The 21,173-nt window shown below is 68.4% G+C and carries 18 protein-coding genes and 2 tRNA genes; 6 read left to right on the top strand and 14 right to left on the bottom strand.

All coding sequences use genetic code 11. The features are described 5' to 3' along the window. Nucleotides 1-100: 100 nt before the first annotated feature. The 3 genes from ABFX55_RS21790 to ABFX55_RS21785 form a co-directional block, all read right to left on the bottom strand. Nucleotides 101-1,237, bottom strand: a complete 1,137-nt coding sequence (locus tag ABFX55_RS21790) for a phospholipase D-like domain-containing protein (protein WP_346123720.1) — start codon at nucleotides 1,235-1,237, stop codon at nucleotides 101-103. Nucleotides 1,238-1,247: 10 nt separating this feature from the next. Then, nucleotides 1,248-1,538, bottom strand: a complete 291-nt coding sequence (locus ABFX55_RS49880; protein WP_379478973.1) for an oligopeptide/dipeptide ABC transporter ATP-binding protein — start codon at nucleotides 1,536-1,538, stop codon at nucleotides 1,248-1,250. 265 nt (nucleotides 1,539-1,803) lie between these two features. Next, entirely contained in the window at nucleotides 1,804-2,262 is a 459-nt protein-coding gene (locus ABFX55_RS21785) for a DUF6623 family protein (RefSeq protein WP_346123718.1), read from the bottom strand. A gap of 256 nt (nucleotides 2,263-2,518) precedes the next feature. On the opposite strand from ABFX55_RS21785, the gene ABFX55_RS21780 reads away from it, so the two are divergent. Both ABFX55_RS21780 and ABFX55_RS21775 read left to right on the top strand, forming a co-directional pair. Next, the gene (locus ABFX55_RS21780; RefSeq protein WP_346123716.1) at nucleotides 2,519-2,668 is read left to right on the top strand and encodes a DUF6183 family protein; all 150 of its coding nucleotides are present in this window, start codon (nucleotides 2,519-2,521) and stop codon (nucleotides 2,666-2,668) included. 1 nt (nucleotide 2,669) lies between these two features. Further along, a complete protein-coding gene (locus ABFX55_RS21775; RefSeq protein ID WP_346123715.1) occupies nucleotides 2,670-3,053 on the top strand; it encodes a hypothetical protein in 384 nt (127 codons plus the stop codon). Between the two features lie 73 nt (nucleotides 3,054-3,126). Here ABFX55_RS21775 and ABFX55_RS21770 read toward each other — a convergent pair whose 3' ends face one another. The 3 genes from ABFX55_RS21770 to ABFX55_RS21760 are packed head-to-tail and all read right to left on the bottom strand — an operon-like array spanning nucleotide 3,127 to nucleotide 8,052. Continuing rightward, a complete protein-coding gene (locus ABFX55_RS21770; RefSeq protein WP_346123713.1) occupies nucleotides 3,127-5,184 on the bottom strand; it encodes a DUF7737 domain-containing protein in 2,058 nt (685 codons plus the stop codon). A 14-nt stretch (nucleotides 5,185-5,198) separates the two neighbouring features. Beyond that, nucleotides 5,199-7,658, bottom strand: a complete 2,460-nt coding sequence (locus ABFX55_RS21765) for a DUF4132 domain-containing protein (protein WP_346123711.1) — start codon at nucleotides 7,656-7,658, stop codon at nucleotides 5,199-5,201. Between the two features lies 1 nt (nucleotide 7,659). Further along, nucleotides 7,660-8,052 (bottom strand): hypothetical protein, encoded by a 393-nt coding sequence (locus ABFX55_RS21760; RefSeq protein WP_346123709.1) that lies wholly within the window; start codon nucleotides 8,050-8,052, stop codon nucleotides 7,660-7,662. A 352-nt stretch (nucleotides 8,053-8,404) separates the two neighbouring features. On the opposite strand from ABFX55_RS21760, the gene ABFX55_RS21755 reads away from it, so the two are divergent. Beyond that, nucleotides 8,405-10,465: an endo-1,3-alpha-glucanase family glycosylhydrolase gene (locus tag ABFX55_RS21755; protein WP_346123708.1), complete on the top strand. Its 2,061-nt coding sequence runs from the start codon at nucleotides 8,405-8,407 to the stop codon at nucleotides 10,463-10,465. Between the two features lie 52 nt (nucleotides 10,466-10,517). After that, nucleotides 10,518-10,772 carry a type 2 periplasmic-binding domain-containing protein gene (locus ABFX55_RS21750; protein WP_346123706.1) on the top strand — a complete coding sequence of 85 codons (255 nt, stop codon included), beginning with the start codon at nucleotides 10,518-10,520 and terminating at the stop codon, nucleotides 10,770-10,772. A gap of 35 nt (nucleotides 10,773-10,807) precedes the next feature. On the opposite strand, the gene ABFX55_RS21745 is transcribed toward ABFX55_RS21750, so the two are convergent. From ABFX55_RS21745 to ABFX55_RS21725, 5 genes are all read right to left on the bottom strand, one after another. Beyond that, nucleotides 10,808-11,173, bottom strand: coding sequence for a GntR family transcriptional regulator (locus ABFX55_RS21745; protein WP_346123704.1), 366 nt, complete (start codon nucleotides 11,171-11,173; stop codon nucleotides 10,808-10,810). Continuing rightward, a complete protein-coding gene (locus tag ABFX55_RS21740; RefSeq protein ID WP_346123702.1) occupies nucleotides 11,173-12,180 on the bottom strand; it encodes a hypothetical protein in 1,008 nt (335 codons plus the stop codon). The genes ABFX55_RS21745 and ABFX55_RS21740 overlap by 1 nt, the downstream gene beginning before the upstream one ends. 255 nt (nucleotides 12,181-12,435) lie before the next feature. After that, nucleotides 12,436-14,829 (bottom strand): ATP-binding cassette domain-containing protein, encoded by a 2,394-nt coding sequence (locus ABFX55_RS21735; protein WP_379478972.1) that lies wholly within the window; start codon nucleotides 14,827-14,829, stop codon nucleotides 12,436-12,438. Nucleotides 14,830-15,504: 675 nt separating this feature from the next. Next, nucleotides 15,505-16,419 (bottom strand): hypothetical protein, encoded by a 915-nt coding sequence (locus ABFX55_RS21730; protein ID WP_346123700.1) that lies wholly within the window; start codon nucleotides 16,417-16,419, stop codon nucleotides 15,505-15,507. Nucleotides 16,420-16,729: 310 nt separating this feature from the next. Beyond that, the gene (locus ABFX55_RS21725; protein WP_346123698.1) at nucleotides 16,730-16,948 is read right to left on the bottom strand and encodes a transposase family protein; all 219 of its coding nucleotides are present in this window, start codon (nucleotides 16,946-16,948) and stop codon (nucleotides 16,730-16,732) included. Nucleotides 16,949-17,494: 546 nt separating this feature from the next. On the opposite strand from ABFX55_RS21725, the gene ABFX55_RS21720 reads away from it, so the two are divergent. Next, entirely contained in the window at nucleotides 17,495-17,917 is a 423-nt protein-coding gene (locus ABFX55_RS21720) for an RICIN domain-containing protein (protein WP_346123696.1), read from the top strand. Between the two features lie 484 nt (nucleotides 17,918-18,401). Then, complete coding sequence (locus tag ABFX55_RS21715; RefSeq protein WP_346124129.1) at nucleotides 18,402-18,872, top strand: hypothetical protein; 471 nt, start codon at nucleotides 18,402-18,404, stop codon at nucleotides 18,870-18,872. 425 nt (nucleotides 18,873-19,297) lie between these two features. Here ABFX55_RS21715 and ABFX55_RS21710 read toward each other — a convergent pair. The 3 genes from ABFX55_RS21710 to ABFX55_RS21700 form a co-directional block, all read right to left on the bottom strand. Beyond that, nucleotides 19,298-19,369 (bottom strand) — tRNA-Gly (locus ABFX55_RS21710). Between the two features lie 363 nt (nucleotides 19,370-19,732). Continuing rightward, nucleotides 19,733-19,803: transfer RNA gene (locus ABFX55_RS21705), tRNA-Ala, on the bottom strand. Between the two features lie 486 nt (nucleotides 19,804-20,289). Beyond that, nucleotides 20,290-21,018: an NPCBM/NEW2 domain-containing protein gene (locus ABFX55_RS21700; protein WP_346123695.1), complete on the bottom strand. Its 729-nt coding sequence runs from the start codon at nucleotides 21,016-21,018 to the stop codon at nucleotides 20,290-20,292. Between the last annotated feature and the right edge of the window lie 155 nt (nucleotides 21,019-21,173).

Genomic DNA, 21,173 nt, shown 5'->3' with positions numbered 1-21,173 from the left:
CAGCGCGACGCCGACACCGCTGATGGCTACGGCCCAGCAACATGAGCCAGCCGACCACCCAGACCGTGAGCCGACAGAGCAGGCGGGCCGGGGAAGGAGGTCAGGCCTTGACGGGGAGGGCGGCGGCGCGGAGGGTTTCGAAGTTGGCGACGTACTGGCCGTAGATGTGTCGGTCGTCCACACGCAGCAGGGTCTCGTCGTTGCGGCGCAGCGACGTCTCGTTGAAGTTGTGGCTGCCCGTGTACACCTTGCCGTCCACCAGCAGGTACTTGGAGTGGATGCGCCCGGGCAGCGCGCTGCCGTCGGCGAGCAGCCGCAGGTCGATGCCCGGCTCGGCGAGGAGGCTCTGACTGACCTCCGGGCTCAGGATCCCGGCGACGATCTGCACGTCGCACCCGCGCCTGGCCAGCTCGCGCAGCCGGTCGGCGATCGCGATGCGGAAGGTGTCCCACTCGGACATGCCCACGCGGATCTTCTCGCCGCGCCTGCACGACACCCTGCGCAGGCTGTCGACAATGAGGTCGCCTTCGGCCTGTGGGAAGAAGGTGGCCACCACGCGGCCGGCGTGCACGGTGCGGTTGTAGTCCAGGTTCTTGCGCTCCGCCGCGAGGTCCTCGAAGTAGCTGTTGTACGCGCGCGACAGCTTCCTGTCGCCGGCGAAGATGACAGCGTTGTTCCAGTACGTCGTGGAGTTCAGGTCGGTGAGGTTGGCCGAGGACTGCACGACCACGTCGGAGGCGTGGCCGGTGCGGGAGAACAGGTAGAACTTGTTGTGCTGGCCCTTGTTGCCGATGCACGCGGCGGTGCCGCCCGACATCGGCCCCGTGCAGACATGCAGCCAGGAGTTCGCCGTGATGTCGGTGCCGAGCGCCGCGGCGAGTTGGGCGGCGACCTTGCCGCCGCGGGCGTCGCCGTCCACGACCACCTGCACGTCCACGCCGCGGTCGCGAGCCTTGATCAGCTCGGTCGCGAAGCCCTCGCCCGCCGTACCCGACATGACGAAGTGCGCCACCCTGATCCTGGCGCCCGCCGGGGCCTGCTTGACCATGGAGCAGAGCCGCTGGACGAGGGCGGCGCCCTCATCCGCGACGGGGTTGTTGAACACGGCGCCCGTGGCGACCTGGACGGGAGGCGCGTCGGCGCAGGCGGTGTTCGTCGCGGCCGACGCGGGGGCGGACACGGCGAGTGGTACGGCCAGCGCTGCGGCGGCCAGCACGGACATGACCGTCTTGGTCACGGAGATCTCCTTAGGAAGCGGCGAAGTGGCAGGCGATCGGGTGACCGGCGCCTCTTTCGATCAGTGCGGGTTCCTCTTCGCAGCACAGATCCTGGGCCAGCCGGCCCCGAGTGCGGGAACGGCAGCCTGTCGGCGGCGCCAACGGGGAGAGAACATCTCCCGACAGGACGATCCCCTGGCGGTCGGCCTCCCGCCGATCGTCGACGCCGGACGCGGCCGACAGCAGCGCCGAGGTGAAGGGCTGGCGGGCTTGGCGTAGATGCCGTTCTTCGGGCCGATCCCGGCGACCTCGCCGAGGCACATCACCGTCACCGGGTCGCGCAGGTGGTGGACGACGCCGAGGTCGTGGGAGATGAACAGGCAGGCGACGCCGAGGTCGCGCTGGTTCTTCTGCAGCAGGTGAAGATCCGGGCGCGGACCGGGACGTCGATGGTGGCACCGCCTGCCAGGGTGACGCCGGCGAAGCAGTGCCGAAGCCGGCGCGGTTCGGCTGTCTCGTGCAGGTGCACGCCGTCAACGCCGCACCTGCGCGGCGCGTACGGCGTGATCGGCCGTGTCGCGCAGGTTCAGACGTTGTGGAAGAAGTCTCCACCGAAGCCGCTGATGAAGAACTCGCTGTCGCTGGAGGCCGAAAGGTTGACGACGAGCAGTGTGGCGCCGATGCCGAAAGCGATGTTGGCCTGGCGGACGGTGAAGGAGTTCACGCTGTCCACTCCCTGCGAATGATCGCCTTGCTTGCGCATCTCCTTGAAGGTGTTGATGCGGCGGGGCCCATCGAAGACGTGCAGTTCCGCGATCGCGCTGTTCTGACGCGCGTGGAACAGGACCATCAGCTTCTCCAGGGTGGCGCGGTCGTTCTCCACGATCACCGGCGTGGGGATCGGCAGATGGATCCATTCGCTCCGGCCTGGCGGGATCGTGAAGGTCACCCCGAAGCCCTGGCGGAACGTCCGCAGATTGGCGGTCTCGGGGAATGCCGTGTATCCCGACGCCCAGGACGCGTACAACTTCTCCGCCATGACCATGCCTCTTCTCGTCGCCGGCTGGACCTCCTGCGGGATTCCCTGCCGCGGCCCCCCGCGAACACCGGGAGAGGCTTTGCTCACCGCCGAGACAGGGCCGCCCGTCGGCCGGCTCCAGCGCCGGTCGGCTTGCGGCGGCGTACGGGCGGGACCGGCCCGCGCATCGAGAGACGGCCGACACATGCTGTGCCCGGACTCGTCACAGACCTGAGCCTGCCAATAGGGTGCATTTCCTAGCGAACGGCGGCCTATGGGCGGTGTGCGCATCGAAGAGGTCGCCGACCGCTCGTGGGCCCTGTTCGACGCCTCGACCAACTGGTTCTGCCAGGTCGCCTGGGACGTCGGCGTCGCCGTTCTCCATGGTGATCGCCTGCGGGTCTCCGTGCTCGCCGCCACCGATGAGGACTGACATGCCGCGAATGACCTTGGGAACCCCTGATGCGGTCATCGGATTCGCGCAGGAAAGCTTTCGGTACGCGTCTGCCGCAGGACGACTACCTCGTGATGCTGCTGGAGGTCAGGCCGGTCCTTGTCGTGAACGGCATCGCCTGTTCCAGTTCGCCGTTCCGATGCGGCCCCCGGACGCGATGGAGCAGTCCGCCCTGGCCCGCTACGCGGACACCGGCGAAAACGGCACTGCGGTCGCGCTCGGTGTGCTGGACATCAGCGGCCCCTATTTCTCCGACCGTGAGCACTGGGGGTTGTTCCATTTCCTGCTCGACGGGCACCACAAGCTGCTGGCCGCGGCGCGGGCAGGTCAAGCGGTGCGGCTGCTGTCGTTCCACCTGGCATGATCTGCGCCGGGCGCTTGCGGCCACGCGCCCGGTGGTTTCAGAGAGGTGAACTGCACAGCCTCCCGTACGTGGCTCAGGCTCGGATCTGACGGGTGATCGAGGGGTCGGTGATGGCGGTGTCGTTCGCCAGCAGGAAAGCCTTGCTGAGGATGAGCGCCAACCGGCCGTCCTCCTCGAACGGGAGAAACAGTCCGGCGTGGGGGTCGCGGGCGGAGACGATGCACAGGTAGGCGTCGTTGGGCTCCATCAGGATGTTGGCCGACCCCAGATGGATCTTGTAGGTGCGCAGGTCGCCCCTGACCACCAGGAAGCGCTCGGTCAAGGCACACCGGTCGGCGATGGCCGTACGCCCGATCAACCGGGACAGCACGTCCCGGCGCACCTCGGCGGAGGGCGGCAGCGCCGCGAACGAGCCGGTCCGCCAGTAGTCCTGCAGCCGGTCCGGCCCGCTGTCGGCCCACTGGGGATCTGCCGTGATCGAACAGACCCCTACGAACAGGTCCACATCCCGCATCGCCTCGCTGAACACCAGCGCGGGGACCTCGGCCAGCGGGGCCAGGTGCCACCTGCCCTCGACCAGCCGGTGGAAGAGGACCTGCCCGGTCAGCGCGTAACCCTCGTCGTAGAGATCGTGGTCCAGCGTCGCCCGCCACTGCCCGCCGGCCAGCAGCCGCCGCCCGTCGCCGCCGTCGAAGCCGCCGTCCCACGGCCCCAGGTAGTTCGATTTCCAGCCCCGTGCCTTGAACAGCGCGCGGAGCCTGCGGTAGTCCACCACATGCCCGGCGAACCGGCGCGAATGGTCGCGCGTCTCCTCCTCCGCGGGCGTGAGCAGGTAGACCTCGCGGAAAGCCTGCTTGTACGGCTGGCGCAGCTCCTTGTCCTGCACGACCTCGCGCCAGGCCCGAACCTCCTCCACCGACGCGCGGGCCGGATGCCACGGCCGCACCGGCACGTCCGGCACGTTCAGCCCCAGCTCGCTGCGCCACACGCCGGGGGAGACCTCGAACTCCCAGATCAGCCGCTCGGTGATCGGATGACCCTCCAGCTGCCGGTACGGCGGAGCCTCCTCGGCGGTGTAGCTCGCCTCCAGCGCCCTGGCCAGGGTCGTCTGCTGCTGTTGCACCAGTTTGACCTGCTCGCGCAGCCGCTTCACCTCCTCGGGATGCTCCCGCTTGACGGCCGCAGGGACAGATTTGAGCTTCTTGTCACCGTGCCACCATGACAGCTCGGCCTCGCCGTCGATCGAGATCACCGCCGCGTGCTCGCCGAACGCCTGCCGTACCCGCCCGTCGGGTAGCCGGAACGCCACCTCCAGCCGCTCGGCCAGCGCGGGCTCGATGCGCTTGAACATGCGGTCGAGCTGCTTGGGCACCCCGGCATGCCGGGTGGTCTGGCGGGCGGCGCGCAATGAGGAGATCGCCTCAGGGGTCGGGTGGTCCTCCACCGCGCGGGCGATCTCGAACAGCAGGGCCTGGGAGGGCAGGGTCTTGGCCTTGGTGGGCGCGACCGCGACGCCGTGCAGCAGCCGGTCCAGCAGGGCGGGCAGCCAGGGCTCGTCGCGGTAGAGCGCGAGCCGTACGGCACGCCCGAGAGTTCTCGTCTCCCAACTGTCGAACGCCTTGTCCGCCTGGTAGGGGATCTCGCCGGTCTGGACCGCCGCGACGCGGGCCTCGGCCTGCTCCAGGGCGTCGCGGCCGAAGGCGGGGTAGCCGGGCAGGCCGTCGAGCCATTCGGCCAAGCCGGTCGGCCGCGGTTCGTCGAGGACCGGTGCCCGGGCCGCCTCGGCGAACAGGGCGCGCAACTCCACGTCCCAGCCGAGCAGCAGGTCCACCTCCGCCATCGCGATGGGGCCGAGCGCTTCGGCGAACCGCGGTCTCACCTCCGGATCCATGCCCGCCAGCCCTGCGGCCACCAGCACGGCGTAGGACAGACGGTTGTCCCGCAGCAGGTAGTCGGCGAGCTCGCGCGCTGGGGCGACCATGTTCCGCCAGGTCTGGTCGACGACCGCGCTGTCACCGGGCCTGCCGGCCATCGCGGTGGTCAGCTGGGAGGTGACCGGCCAGTGGGTGGCGTCGGGTGCGGAACCGTCGAGCAGCTTGAGCAGGCGTGCCGCGAGGGGGGAGAGGTGCATGCCGATATTTCCTGTCACGGGTGGATCTGGCGGGTGATGGACGGGTCGATGATCGCCGTGTCGGCGGCCAGCAGGAAGGCCTTGGAGATGATGATCGACAGCATGCCGCCGTCTTCTTCGAAGGGGAGGAAGACCTGGTCGCCGGAGCCGCGGGGGACGATGCACAGGTAGGCGTCGTTGGGTTCCATGAGGATGTTGCCCGAGCCGAGGTGGATCTTGTAGGTGCGCAGGTCGCCGCGGACGCGCAGGAACCGGTCAAGCAGCTCGCAGCGGTCGGCGATGCCCAGACGAGGGAGCAACCGGGTGAGGGCGTCACGGCGGATGCGGGCGGTTTCGGTGAGGTCGCCGAATCCGTAGGACTGCCAATATTCGCCGCTGCCCGAGGGGTCCAGGCCGCTGGAGGTGACCCCGACGGCCAGGTCGGCGTCGCGCAGGGCCTCCGACAGGGTCAGTGGCGGTACTTCGGCCAGCGGGACCCGGTGGCCGTCGGCAGAGGTGAAGTGAAGGTCACCGCTGACGCAGATGGAGACGGTGCCGAAGTTGTCCCGGTCACCGGACTCCCAGTCCAGACTGAAGGCCCAGTGCGCGGTCAGGCCGGCGAACTCCTTGGTGGCTTCCGCCTGGTCGGAGCCGTACTCCCAGCCCCAGTGGCCCAGCGACATGCCGGTCCAGCCACGTCCGGTCAGCAGCGCCTTGGCCTGGCCGTATCGCAGAAGATGTCCGGCGAAGCGGCGCGAGTGGTCGCGAGTCTCCTCCTCGGCCGGAGTGAGCAGGTAGACCTCGCGGAAGGCCTGCTTGAACGGCTGGCGTGGGCCGTTCGAGATGAGGTGATCGCGCCAGGCGCGTACCTCGTCGGCGGTGTGGGAGATGGGATGCCACAGGTGGACCGGAGTGTCGGGGCGAGGGTGGATGCGGCGCCCGGCCGGGTCGGTCAGTTCCCAGGCGCCGTCCACCAGGACGGGGAGTCCGGCCGGACCCTGGAGGATCTCCCACATCAGCGTCCGGCCGAAGGAGCCGGTGACCGGATGATCGAGGTAGAACTCGCACACGTCCCGCCAGCGCCAGATCCGCTCGGAGGCCTGGGCGCGCTCGACGCGGAAGCGTTCGGCGGGCAGGGCCTTCTTGAGTTCCTTGGCGGTGGCCTTGAGCTCGGCCAGCAGCTCGGCGTGTTCTTCGCGGACGGCCTTGGGGACGGTCTTGCGAATCTTGCCGGATGGGTCGACGAAAGTGATCGCGCCGTCGATGCTCAACCGCAGGCCGTGCTCGGTGCGGGTGCCGTCGGGGCTCAGGCCGAAGGTGGGGACGGTGCGTTCCAGCAGCTGCTCGGGCGACAGCCCGGTCTGTACGGCTACCGCGTCAAGAGTGCGGCTCACCCCGGCCAGGATGGTCTTCTTGCGCACCTTGGCCTGCACCCGGGCCAGCTGCGCCACCACCTCCAGTCCACCACGCCGGGCCAGCACCCCGATCGCCGCGTTGGCCAGCAGTTCGCTGCGGGCGTTGGCGCCAGAGCCGCCGATCCCGGTCCCCGTGGTCATCGCGACGTCGCCCAGCAGCGCGGTCACCCACGGCTCGTCGATCAGTTCACAGGTCCACACCATGCCGCGCAGCAGTACGGCGGTCCGTTCGTGCAGATAGGTGACGACGGTCCACTCATAGTCATTGCGACGACGCCGTTCGACCTTCTCGCGGTAGGCGGGAAGCCTGCCGAGCACCTCCCGGGCCAGCGCCACGACCTCGGGGCTCAACAAAGTGGCCGCCTGCTTCAACCACTTCGCGGTGGGCTTGGCGGAGGTGGCCTCGATCCAGTGCCGCAGGATCGGAAGCACCGAGGGGCCGCCGAGGCGCTCGCCGTACTCCGCCTGGATGGCCAGAGCGAAATCATCATGACCGGGAACGAGCGAACGGACCGCGCTCGTGGCGTCCTCAGCAAGATGCTCGGCCAATAGTCCGTCCAGCACCCGCTTGACTGTCCATCTAGCCGCGTACTCATTGCCATCGAGATCACGATGAACCTGGCGCATATGCTCCAGCAGCGGCTCACGCTCGATCACGGACAGCCGTTTGGCAGCGGCCACCGGAAGCCGGTACAGATCCTCGAAATACTCGGCTCGGGCGGGCGGGTTGAGCGCGGTGCGCCACAGCAGGTCCAGCTCCGGGTTCGTCCACCCGAGTTTGCGGCGGGCGATGGCCACCGGCATGGTGTTCAGGACCGTGCAGTATTCGGCGAAGCTGTCCACCTTGGTCCACACCATGCGGAGACGCATCTGCAGCCAGAGTCCCATGGCCCGCCACTGGGCATCGCTCCAGTTCTGGGCCAGCTTCCCCATCGGAGTGTCGGCGAATGTGGGTGGTGGCCAGGAGAAACCGGAGGGCTTGTAGACCGTGTCGAGTTGCTGGAAGACGTCGAGAGCTGCGGCATCGAGGTCGTCCAGCCAGGTGCGGAACTGTGCGGGGAGCGCGTCAAGAACGCCCATGTCAGCCTCCGACCAGGGGAACGAGCTTGACGAAGGACACCACCTGGTCAACGGTCAGATCGATCTGGGTGTTCAGGTCCTCGATCTGGCGGTCGCCGATCAGTAGCAGGAAGCCGTTGCGGGCGAACGCGGTCTCGGCGGCGTCGGCCTGCTTCTCCCAGTCCAGCTTGCGCGCGGTGCGCATGCGGTAGCCGTTCAGCTCGGCCTCGGCGTCGCTGGGCTTGACCAGGCCGCGAAAATGGTGGGAGGGGGCGGCGTTGTATCGGGCCACCTCCTCGCGCACGCGCAGCCGTACCAGCTCCCGGGCCGAGATCCGCTCGGGCAGGTCTGGCAGGGAGAACTCCTCCAACGCCCGTCCTGTCGCCGTCTCATCGCGAAACGTCACCAACGCCATCGAACACCCTGCTTCCGTGTGAAATACCGGGTTATGGCGTAAGTCATAACAGCGGTGACCGACAGAATCGCGATCTCGGCTGTGCGGTCACCGGCCCGCGGTTCGCTGATGGAGGCTCAGTGTGGTCTCGTCACGTGACGAGTCGATCGCATCCCGAATTGTGGCCCGTTCCAACCGAATCAGCGCCCATATCCCACTGTGTATTGACATGAAATATGGAGCCGAGATTGTCCCCTTGGCCCCATATGCCACGGCTAAGGTGATCATCGTTCGCATCAGGGAACCCCCGACTGGAGGACCTTTGTTAACCCATCGACGGGCGGTGCCCGCCGCTCTCGTCGCCTTGGCCTGCGTGTTCACCACAGGTGTGACGCACGCGTCGGCCAAGACGGCGCCGGTGAGCGTCGTGGTCCCCTCGACCAACGACGTGTTCATCAGTCAGGCGGCTCCAGAAATCGTTTACAGCGCCGCCGAGTGGATGTCGGTCTGTGTCAAGACGTGCAACGACGCCACGAACGCCGAGCGCAGAGCCCTGATGGGGTTCAAGGTCTCCGGCATCCCGGCCGGCGCCCAGGACGTCAAGCTGACGCTCCAGGTGCGCTCCACCCGGACGACCGACACCACGGTCAGCGCCCACAAGGTCACCGGCAGCTGGTCGCAGAGCGCCACCTCGTGGAACTCCCGGCCGACATTCGGCACGGCGCTGGCGACCCACACCGGCTTCACCTCGAACGCGGTGGCCGGCCTGGACGTCTCCAGGGCGTACACCGGCAACGGCACCTACTCCTTCGGCCTCACCGCGTCCAAGGGCCCGGTGGCGGTGCTGTACTCCTCGCGCACCACGGGCAAGGGCCCGACTCTCAAGGTGACCTACACCCTCGCCACGCCCACCCCGACCGCGAGCCCCACCGCGACGGCCACCCCCACCGCGTCCCCCACCGCGTCCCCCACCGCGTCCCCCACTGCGACGGCCACTCCGACGGTCACCCCGACGGCGTCCCCGACCGCGAGCCCGACCGCCAGCCCGACGGCGACGGGCAGCGTGCCCTGCCTGCCGTTCGACAAGCCGGCTGCGTCGACGCTGCGCTCGTACGACAAGAAGGTCTTCGCCTTCTACTTCCCGCCCTACCCGCTGTCCATCGACAACAAGGACCCGGCGAAGGACCAGTACGCCTCATGGCTCGACCCCGCGGGCTCCAACGGCATGTACGCCGCACAGGGTGGCCACTCGCGGGACCGGCCGCTGACCCGCCCGGTGCGCACGGGCGACTGGCGGCAGGCGGACTTCGAGGTCGAGGTGCGCCAGGCCATCGCGATGGGGCTGGACGGCTTCATCTACGAGCACCACACCTCGGCCAGTGACCAGCGCTTCAACCAGTTCCCCAAGTTGCTGGCGGCGGCCAAGGCGGTGGACCCCGGCTTCCGGATCATGCTCAGCCCGGACTTCCCGACCGCGAAGGGCGCGGCGCACGACAAGGTGATCTCCGACATCCTGATGGCCAAGGGGCACCCGTCGCTCTACACGCTGCCCGACGGGACGATCCCGCTCGCGCCGTTCTACCCCGAGCGCCAGCCCCCGGCCTGGTGGGACGACCTGCGCGAGAAGCTGGCCGCCCAGGGCATGAAGACGGTGCTGGTGCCGATCTTCCTGGACTGGAGCGGCTCGGGCAAGACCGAGTGGAACAACTCCGTGGCGGGCTACTCATCCTGGGGCGTCCGTTGGCAGAGCTCGACGGACGGATACCGCAAGTCGGGCATCGAGGCGGCCAAGCGCGGCAAGTTCTACATGGCCCCTGCGGCCCTGGAGGACGTGCGACCGCGTGACAAGCGCTACTGGGAGCCGTCCAACAGCGGCACGCTGCGGCAGTCCTTCGTCAAGGCCATGGAGGGTGACGCCGACATCGTCAACCTGCTGACCTGGAACGACTACGCCGAGTCGTGGCTGGCCCCGTCAGTCGAGCGCGGATACGCGCCGGCCGACGTGGTCGCCTACTACACGACCTGGTTCAAGACCGGCAAGGAGCCCAGCGTCAAGCGGGACGCGCTGTACTACTTCCACCGCAGCCACCGCACCGACGCGCCGTTCGACGCGTCGAAGCAGACCATCGGCCCGATCGCCATCCCATACGGTGACGCGGCCACCAACAACGTCGAACTGCTCGCCTTCGTCAAGGAAGCGGGCACCCTGACCATCAAGCAGGGCGACGACGTGCAGACCAAGGAGGTGACCGGGCCCGGCATGGTGTCCTTCAAGGCGCCGATGGTGCCAGGGACGACCCCCGTCTTCGAGCTGAAGCGGGACGGCAAGGTCATTCAGACGGTCACGAGCGACACTCCGATCGTCAAGAGCGTCGTCTACCAGGATCTGATCAACCACGCGGGCGGCGGCGTCGCCTGCTCGCGCCCGCTCTAGCGGGCGCCGCCTCCCGGCCCGCGCCGGGCCGGGAGGCCCCTCCTACGGGCGGGTGCGGGGCCGCTTCCAGCTGCTGCCCACCCTGGTGGCCGGCGTCCGGCGGGTGGCGCTGATCCAGCGCAGGCTGGCCGAGCTGTTGCGCGATCTCGCGCCGGTCCGGGCGCTGCCGTGCCCGTTCGAGGCGGTGCCGCTACAGGAGGCCCTGTGGGGGCACCCCGTCCACACCCACGACGCGGCGCACACGTGGCTGCGTGAGACCGCCGCCAGGGTGGCCGCCGAGCTCACCGCCCCCTGGGAAGGTCGCTGACCCCGCCCTCCAGGCGAACGCGGCCCGCTCCCCGGTCAGTCCCGCAGGGTGAGCAGGGCCTCTCGAGCTGCGGCGAGTGCCTCCTCATCGGAGGCTCCGGCGCGCAGCGCGCTCCTGGCGAACTCCTCGGCCGCCGCAGCGAGCCGGAGGCGGAACTGGTCGGCTGTCGCGGTGATGACGGCCGTCCGGCCGCGGCGGAGCTCCACCAGCCCCTCGTCGCGCAGCTGCTGGTAGCCGCGCAGGACGGTGTGCAGGTTGATGCCGAGGGTGGCGGCCACGTTGCGCGCTGAGGGCAGCCGGTCTCCCGGTGCGGCCATGCCCTGGGCCAGCGCGGCGCGTACCGAGCCTGCCACCTGGTCGGCGAGAGGCTGGGCCGATGCGGGATCGACTGTGATCAGCACTATGCCGTCTCCTGCCGTTGCCTGCTCAGCCATCCGTTGACCAGCGCGGCGGCCGTTTCAGCTTCGCGCATGGAGTAGACGAACCACCGGTCGTCAGTGAGGGACAGGGCGAGGACCGGTCCCTTCCCCGCGACGATGCCCCAGCCCGCCTCGCTGTCGTCGAGCCTGTACCGCCCGGCAGGAGCTTGCCTTCTGGCCTCGGCGAACCGTATGCGCGGATACGGCAGCGTCCTGCGCAGGGCGGGCATCCAGGGGATCCGCACCGTGACCCCCGAGCTGTCGATCTGCAGGCGGGTGCGCGCCTGCGCCGCCTCGAAGATCGTCAACAGCGCCAGCAAGGCCACCCCCTGCCATCCGCCGAGGCCGTGGAGCACGGCCCAGGCGGTGAGGCCGGCCATCACCACGGCGACCAGCAGCCCGCGTGCCGACCAGGCGGAGGTCACGAACATGGCGCGCTGCCACGGGCCGAGCGCCATGGTGGGCGCGTGCGGCGGTGGCGCGGCGGTGGCCACGGGCGCCGACGGCAGCGGACCCGCCGCCACCCAGCCCAGCGCTGTCGCCGCCGCGGCGGCGACGATCTCCACCGCGAGGTGCCAGGCGGGACGGGCCACCGCGCCCGGCGCGCCGGCCAGCTCCACCAGCCACAACGCGCCGGAGACCGTACTGGACAGGCTGATGAAGAAGCTGCCCGCCACCAGGCCCCGCTGAACCTGGGGCAGGCGCCAGTAGCGCAGGAACGAGATCACCAGCAGTGCTTCCGACCACATCATCACCCCGAAGAGGGGCTGCGAGACCCAGCCTTGCCAGGTGGCCGCGCCCTTGGTGTCGATGCCCCAGTCGCCGACCTGGACACGGTCGGGAAGGTGCCCGCCGTACGAGGCGGTGAAGGCCATGAGGACGACCAGGAGGAGCAGCGGCGGAGCGGCCGTCAGGATGAGGCGACGGAGCCTGCCAGGCGCGGCGTGATCGGGGTGACGGGGAGACGCAGGCGACACGCGGATGAACATGGCCCAACCTCCAACTGTTTGCTTTTGACTATAGCAATGCAAACAGCTCCCCGAAGGGTGACAGGATGCTTCCCTCGGCTGGGCCGGCGAGCTGGACGAGCCCGGTGGCAGGGGACGCATGGGCAGGCTCGCAGGTCCGCGCACGTGGCGCGACGGGTGGAGCCGCTCGCCCCTGTCGAACTCGCCCCGGTCCGGTTCGCCGGGGACGAGTCGAAACAGGGGAGAGAACTCCTCTGGCGCCCGCGAGGGCCTCGGTCAGATGCCGACGTAGGCCGCGAGGTGCTCGCCGGTGAGGGTGGAGCGGGCGGCGACGAGGTCGGCGGGTGTGCCCTCGAAGACGATCCGGCCGCCGTCGTGGCCGGCGCCCGGGCCGAGGTCGATGATCCAGTCGGCGTGCGCCATGACCGCCTGGTGGTGCTCGATGACGATGACCGACTTGCCGGAGTCGACGAGCCGGTCGAGCAGGCCGAGCAGGTGCTCGACGTCGGCGAGGTGCAGGCCGGTGGTCGGCTCGTCGAGGACGTAGACCCCGCCCTTGTCGGCCATGTGGGTGGCCAGCTTGAGCCGCTGCCGCTCGCCGCCGGACAGCGTGGTGAGCGGCTGGCCGAGGCTGAGGTAGCCGAGCCCGACGTCGGCGAGCCGCTCGAGGATGGCGTGCGCGGCCGGCGTGCGCGCCTCACCGGCGCCGAAGAACTCCTGGGCCTCGGTCACCGACATCGCGAGCACCTCGCTGATGTCGCGGCCGCCCAGGTGGTATTCCAGCACCGCTGCCTGGAACCGCTTGCCCTCGCACTCCTCGCAGGGGGTCTCCACGCCGGCCATCATCCCGAGGTCGACGTAGATGACGCCGGCGCCGTTGCAGTTGGGGCAGGCGCCCTCGGAGTTGGCGCTGAACAGCGCCGGCTTGACGCCGTTGGCCTTCGCGAACGCCTTGCGGATGGGGTCGAGCAGTCCGGTGTAGGTCGCAGGGTTGCTGCGTCGCGAGCCCTTGATCGCTCCCTGGTCGACCGAGACGACACCCGCGCCGGCCGGGATCGATCCGTGGATCAGCGAGCTCTTGCCGGAGCCCGCGACGCCGGTGACGACGCAGAGGACGCCGAGCGGGATGTCGACGTCGACGTCCCTGAGGTTGTGGCGGGTGGCGCCGCGGATCTCCAGCGTGCCCTTGGGGGTGCGCACCGTCTCCTTGAGGACGGCCCGGTCGTCGAGGTGGCGGCCGGTGATGGTGCCGCTGGCGCGCAGGCCCTCGAGGGTCCCCTCGTAGCAGATGGTGCCGCCTGCCGTACCGGCGCCGGGTCCGAGGTCGACGACGTGGTCGGCGATCGCGATCGCCTCCGGCTTGTGCTCGACGACGAGCACCGTGTTGCCCTTGTCCCGCAGCCGCAGCAGCAGGTCGTTCATCCGCTGGATGTCGTGGGGGTGCAGCCCGATGGTGGGCTCGTCGAAGACGTAGGTGACGTCGGTGAGCGCGGAGCCGAGGTGGCGGATCATCTTGGTGCGCTGCGCCTCGCCGCCCGACAGCGTGCCGGCAGGCCGCTCGAGCGAGAGGTAGCCCAGGCCGATCTCCACGAACGAGTCGAGGGTGTGCACCAGCTTGCCGAGCAGCGGCGCGACCGAAGGCTCGTCGAGACCGCGGACCCATTCGGCCAGGTCGCGGATCTCCATCGCGCAGGCGTCGGCGATGCTGATGCCCGCGATCTTCGAGGAGCGGGCCGCCTCGGTGAGCCGGGTGCCGTCGCACTCGGGGCAGACGGCGAAGGTGACCGCTCGATCCACGAACTCCCGGATGTGCGGCTGCATCGCCTCCCTGTCCTTGGAGAGGAACGACTTCTGGATCTTCGGGATCAGGCCCTCATAGGTGAGGTTGACGCCCTCGACCTTGACCTTGGTCGGCTCCTTGTAGAGGAAGTCCTGCATCTCCTTCTTGGTGAACTGGCGGATCGGCTTGTTCGGGTCGACGAAGCCCGACTCGGCGTAGACCCGCACCGTCCAGAAGCTGTCCGACTTCCAGCCGGGGATCGTGAACGCGCCCTCGGAGAGCGACTTGGAGTCGTCGTAGAGCTGGCTGAGGTCGATGTCGGAGACCTTGCCGCGGCCTTCGCAGCGCGGGCACATACCGCCGGTGATGCTGAAGTCGCGACGCTCCTTCACGGTCTTTCCCGCACGCTCCAGGCGGACCGCACCCGCGCCACTGATCGAGGCGACGTTGAAGGAGAAGGCCTGGGGCGAGCCGATGTGCGGCTTGCCGAGCCGGCTGAACAGAATGCGCAGCATCGCGTTGGCGTCGGTGGCGGTGCCGACCGTGGAGCGGGGGTCTGCGCCCATCCGCTGCTGGTCGACGATGATCGCGGTCGTCAGCCCGTCGAGCACGTCGACCTCGGGCCGCGCCAGCGTCGGCATGAAGCCCTGCACGAAGGCGCTGTAGGTCTCGTTGATCAGCCGCTGCGACTCCGCGGCGATCGTGCTGAACACCAGCGAGCTCTTGCCCGAGCCGGAGACGCCGGTGAACACCGTCAGCCGGCGCTTCGGGAGCTCGATGCTGACGTCCTTGAGGTTGTTCACGCGCGCGCCGTGCACGCGGATCAGATCGTGGCTGTCGGCAGCGTGCAGCGCAGGCGAATGCGGGTCCGGCCTCGGGGCCATGCTCATCGTGTCTCCATCTGTTACATCTGTTACACGGGGGCCGCTCTCGCGGTCTCCGTCGGCGTCGCCTGGCTCGATCTAACCAGCTTTGAGCAGTACGTCTGCTGCTCCTTCGCTTCGGCCTGTGGCGCCTCCGGGCCCGCCCACGCGGCGTGCCCGCCGAGGTGGCAGAGGTCGAGCAGCTCGTTCACCCGCGCCCAGCCCGGATACGGCGGGGGAGACGCCGAACCAGCGGTACGGCATGGCGGGAGTCCGCGCGTCGAAGCCGGTGCGCGCGACCGTCACCCGCTGCTGCGGCAGCGCGGCGGGATCGGCACGTATCGGTCCTGAAGTAGCCCGTGGACGTTACCACCCGGGTCGGTGACGGGTCGCCACCAGGCTGCCGCCGACGTCGCGCACGGGCTCCGCCACGGTGGCACCCACGGCGCTCATGGTCACTCCTCCTCCGGGCGGTCGCGAGAGAGGGCCGAGCTCGCGTGAAGGGTGATGTCCATGGCAGTCACGCTAGGTGCGGCTCGGTGGCCTGCGCTTCTCGATTCCTGCTCGGTCTGGTCAGCTGTTTCGTCACGCGGGGCGGCATCCCCTCCAACCTGCGGATCGCCTGGCCCCGAACGGGTATCCCCGAACACGGGCCGGTCGCTGGAGCCTGCATCCGCGCCGCTGAGCGCCCACCGAAGGCCGCTATCCGATCTCGCCGAGGTCGAAGGCGACGTCGGCGAGATGAACCGTCCGCACCTCCGGGTCGTCGAGGAGCTCGCGCAGGTCGGCCAGTTTCCAGCGGTCGACGACGAGCCCGTGCACGACGCCCTCCTCGGCAGCTCCGGCGAGCCAGCCGTAGTCCAGCTCGAACTCGCTGAAGTCGTCGCCCTCGTCTAACAGCCCGACCCACCTGCGGAACTCCGCCAACGCCACCTCGGGCTCGGTCTCGCACTGATAGCTGAGAGCCGGCCGGCTGCGCTCCTGGGTCATGCCGCGGTTCCAGACGACCGCGTTGAACGAGGCCGGATCACTGGAGTCGTCGTAGAAGGAGGGGGAGTAGATGTAGGAGACGTCCGCCCCTCCGCAGATCCTGTGCCTCCGGTTGAAGGAGACGAGCCGCTCGGTGGTCATCGAGTGCGCGAACTCCACGACCGCGACGGCGTCGAGCGTCTGGGGGAGCCCGTCGATGGTCTTCCTGACCTTTTCCGCCCGCTCCCTGTCGACACCAGGGTCCACGTCCACGTAGGCGATCGCCTCGCCCAGGCTGCCGGACGGCCCGTCGAGGGAGGGGGCCCGGACGGCGCCGAACAGGTTCTCCACGATCTCGTATTCCGTGCCGCCCTCGCTCGGACCCGCCCTGCGCGGCTCCCCCCACAGCGTGTAGGTCGTCCCCAGCACTCTTCCGCCATCGCTGTGACCGTGCGACAGGCGCTTGTCGGGGTTCGCGACGCGGGCGGCCGTGCCGTACACCAGGGCCGTCCGCTCGTCGTCGAAGTCGATGAACAGCCACAGAACCCGATCGATCGCGCTGAGGGCCAGGAGCAGCGCAACGGTGACGGCCAGAACCTTGGCAAGCGACCTGGCCACGTACGCCCAGTCGGGCTCCCTCACGTTCATCGCCGCGCTCCTGCGATCTAGATCAAATCGGGTACGGCGCACCATAGCCGCCCGGCATCGGCGTGGACATCCGTGATCAGGCCGGGACTCGGTATGACGGGGAGTGCCTGGTGTGCTTCCACTACGCCACGATCACCACGGTGGCCCGCAGGCCGTTCAGCTCATCAGTGACCCCAGCAGGACTCCTACCTGCACCTGACCTGATTCATTGAGCCAATTCCATCCTGAATCTGCAGGTGGAGGGCCTTGCCTGAGTTTGCTTGGAGCTTCGTGCAGGTGGCGACGTCGGATCATGGCGTGTGATCATCTGTCAGCGGTTGACTTCGAGGGCGGTCAGGACGAGCAGGGCACGTACCAGCGTGGTGGCCCAGGCGAGATCAGTGCGTAGTCGGGTCAGGATTCGCCAGGCTTTCAGGTGGGCGAAGCCGTGCTCGACGGGCGCGCGCTCGGTCGCGAGCAGACGGTTGGCCTGCCGTTGTGCCGTGGTGAGCGGGCGCCAGCGGCTGGCCTTGAACCCAGTGATGATCACGGCGTCGTCGCCTGATTGATCGTCCAGGCGATGAAACCGAGGTCGGCAATGGCGCCCAGGCCGTGCTCGCGGAGTTTGGCGCACAGGTCGTCGTGGCGGGCGGCGGGATCAAGGTCCCGTCCAGCAGGAGCACCTCCCATGCCGATGGGCCGCGGCGCGGGCGAAGGGTGAGCAGGAGCTTGAGCGGTCGACGCTGCCGTCGGAGGACCGGGATGCCTGGATCTCGGCCCATGACGTCACCACTCCACTGATCGGGTAGAAGCGACCCGCTGGTCGAGTGGAAGGAACGAGCCCGCCTGCATCCGCGAAGCGGGTGACAGGAGGTTTCAGGGTTGGATCGCGCGAATCAGTGCTATACCAGCGATATACCGTCCCTAAGTAGCGTTCTCCGGGTCAACAGCCCGTATGCCTCGGGGCGCATGGTCAGGCGCTTCACCCAGGTCATCCCCTCATCAGTGGCATGCGGCAGACGTTCCTTGCCGCTATACCCCAAGGAGAACCATGGGTCCCCGGGCCACTATCCGAACCGCAGCTGTGGCAGCAACCATGATCGCCATGGCTGTCGCCACGCCGGCAGCCGCCGAACAGCAATCACGATCGTCGCAGCTGGCCGCTAAGGTCGATTTCCCGGAAATGAAGCACGTGCAGAGCGGTCTGTGCCTCGACGGGAGCCTCAAGTTGGGTGTACGCCTCAATAAATGCCACGGGGGCGACCACCAGCGGTGGTACAAGGAGTCGAGGCGCAATGGGGTGATGATCGTTCATCTGCAGAGCCGTCTGTGCCTCGACGGGAGCACCACCAAGGGCGTACGCCTCCTCGAATGCCACGGCGGCGTCCACCAGGGCTGGTACACCTACGACTCGGGCAGTATTCCGAATCTGCAGAGCGGTCTCTGCCTCGACGGGAGCACCAAGTTGGGTGTACGCCTCAATAAATGCCACGGAGGCACCCACCAGCAGTGGTCCTGAGCCTTCCGCACGGCGCGGCCTGCCGTGACCCGCTGGCCGGATAGAAGGAACGAGCCCGCCCGGTCAACCGGCGGGCTCGCTATCAGGTGCCGCAGTGTTCGAGGGGCTGTCGTCTTCGCTGAGCCGACGGCGCCGCCCCACTTGACGCAAACGCCCTTGGCCTTGGCGCGCACGGGGCCCGCGTAGAGCTGCCGCTGTCGGCGGACCGCTTGCTCTTCACCTCAAGGTAGGCCGTCATAGCGACCTTCCTGCTGGCGCCGTTGCGCATCGTGGCGACGCAGTTCTCGCCGGTGGCACACCTGTAGAGCAGGTAGACGGTGCCGGCCGAGCCGAGCGAGGCCGAGTCGACGCGACCGAAGCCGGCACCGCAGACCTTCTCGGGGGTGTACAGGTTGGATGGCTTGGGCGGCGGAGGAGTGGTGTCCTTGCCGCCGCCACCGCAGACTGCGCCGCCCCATCCGGGCTCGTTATCGTCCGTGTCTAGATGCTTTCACCAGGTAACCGTCGTGGGTCTGTCGAGGGATGCCATGTCGCTGCTGGACCGCGCACCCAGCTGGCCGAGGCCGAAGACGACCTGGACCGGCTGCGGGTGGCCGAGCAGGTGGTCAAGGAAATCCTCGCCGAAGAGCCGGCCGATGAGCCGGCGCCGGTGTATCAGGTGGCGCTACCCGCCGACCGCGCCGCCGCCCGCGCCGCGCAACTGCTGACCGGCGGCCGGTTGATCTGCTTCCGGCATGAGGCCGCCGGGGCCCACGTGCTGCCCGCTGACTACCAGGCGCTGCTGTCCGCGGTGTGCTCCGGCCAGGCTCCGCTGCCGGTCAAGACGATCTGCGAGCAGCTGGGACTGTCCACCGAACCGGGCCAGGTCGAAGGAACCCGGGCCAAGCTGAATCGGCTGGTCGAGCGGGGCTGGCTGCGCAAGACTCCGGCCGGAGCGTTCGCCCCGCCGACCTGACCGGCACCCCGAGGTGGAGATCTGGCGCCCCTGACCAGAGGGCGACGCCTGCGGACGCCGATACGGCGGCGACGTGGCGCCCCGGCAGGGGCTTGGCGGTGTGTGAGAACAACCAGAACACCCGCCGAAGACGCGCCGTCTGCTCTCTACCAGTGCCGTCTGCCACTGTCCACCAAGACCCTCACCCTGGTCGCAGACCGCGGCTCGGTGGTCAGGGTGCCGGCCGAGGGGCTCGAACGGGCCCGCACTCCGGGCTGGCCGAGCGGCGCGACGCCGGCCGCCACCCTGTGGCCGTTGCACGACCGTCGGCGGTACCACCCGCCGGAACAACTCCCACAACTCAGCCGGATGCGCTCGCCACGTGCGCCTGAGCAGGTCGCCGGATGCCGCACAAGGACAGCTTCCCCTGGGCGGCATCCGGCGAGAGTGGGTGACGGGACTCGAACCCGTCCTACGAGCGTGGCGTGCTCGCGTGCGGCCGCTGACACTTCACCCACGAGATCCTGCGGCTCGCGATCACCAAGGCGGTTGGCCGGTGCCCGTGGTGACCATTGCGTCGCCGTCCGGTGGTGCCGTACGGCGAGCCGCAGGAAAAGCCCTTGGCGGGAGTCGAACCCGCCATCTCGCCCGAACGACGGGCGCCTCCCCACCTCGGAGATTCAATGGCGTGACGTCGGAACGCGGCATTCGCAACCGCGACCCCGCCGCCAATGGGCGGTGCTCATGATCCGATTCTCCGTGATATCCCGTCCAGACGCCGTGGCCTGGATCACGTCATTCACCGAGGACGTAGCGATGGCAGAAGGCGTTAGACCGGGCTCTCTGACCATCTGGGCCACATCGCGGAGGCGCGTTTCGCGTGGACCGGCGGGGACTTGAACCCCGAACTCCTGCTTGCAAGGCAGGTGTGATGCCTTTTCGCCATCAGCCCTGGATTACCCTTTCACGGCCTCTCTCGGCAGCAAAACTGTCTTTCACTGTGGAGTTTTCGAAGCTTCGCGTGGAACGAAAAGGCCGCCTGGATATCCCGGGCGGCTTCTCAGGGTGAATCCCCGTGCGGGGTTACCCTGAAGCCTGGCGGGGGACGATGGCGCCATGCGCCACGATGCGCGAAGAACGGCGTCGCCGCTTCAGGCTGAGTTCGACAATCATGGCACTCCTTCCGTTGGGCTCGTTAGCGGCCCGCGCTCCCGGATGTGCCTCCTGCGCTGACCTGATTATTGCCTTGATCCTTGACGCCGACAGGCGGCCACCTATTTGTTCGGCTTGCTCGCCTGGTTCGCCGGGCGGCCTGAACCGGGGTGGCACTCAAGGTCAACCCCGGCAGTAAAGAGCCTCCGTCGAGCCTCGGCTTCGACGAGCACCCCGCCCCACGCTCAGCCGTGTGCGCTGACCAGCCCCGCGTTCGTCTGCGCGTTCAGGTGCCGAGCTTGAATCTCGGAGAGATCCATGCCACGCGGAAGGAGTTGTCCATCGAGGTGCCGTCGCTCTTCAAAACCAGGATCTTGAGCGTGATCCGTGGAGTGCCCGAGATGCGGGCGGTCACGGTGGCGGACGTCGTGTATGTGGCCGCCTGTTTGGCCAGGACCTGGCCGTCGAGCCCGAGAACGGAGAATTCAACCTGTGGCGAGGTGTTCGGTGATTCCCGGTCGATTCCCACCTCTGCGGTGAACTCTGTGGCCCCGTTCGGGACCAAGAAGTCCAGTGTGCCGCTGGCGGACTTACCGTCCATCACGTCGCATCCGATGCCAGGTGCGGGGTTGACTGCACCCCCTATCAAGTCGCTTCTGTCATTCCAGTAACCCTCGGTCCGATTGAAGCCTGTCTCGCCGCAGCCGACCCGGGTGAGTGCCTTCCTGGTGCTGAGGGCCACTTCAGCCCCGTGTGGGAAACTGTCTGCCTCGCCCGGCGAAGCTGTTCCTGAAGGCGTGACGGTCGCGGTAGCGGTAACGGTATGGGTGACCACGACATTGTCCCCCAAAACATCTCGTACCGTGTCCGGAGCATTGATAACGGCAGCAACCACAACGGCAACCGCTGAAACCATCGTTCCCAAGAATGTCAGCCCACCGGTGAATAGCACGATCTTGCCTGGGTATCTGTGATCTTTGTCTGCTGGCGACTCTTCTGCCTTTTGGCGGGCCATCTCTTGAGATTAGCTGCGTATTCGGTCATGCGTCCCAAAGATTCGGGAACTTACGCGGGTGAAAGGCGGGCAATGCCATCGAGCTCATTCCGCTGCCGTAGGCCATCCTCGGGGTGCGCGGCGAGCGCGGCCAAGCCGCTCCGGCTTCGGGGCGG

It is taken from the genome of Nonomuraea roseola (genome assembly GCF_039535395.1).
Lineage (GTDB): Bacteria > Actinomycetota > Actinomycetes > Streptosporangiales > Streptosporangiaceae > Nonomuraea > Nonomuraea roseola.
Note: the sequence above shows the minus strand (reverse complement) of the source record. Positions and strands in the feature narration are given on the sequence as shown.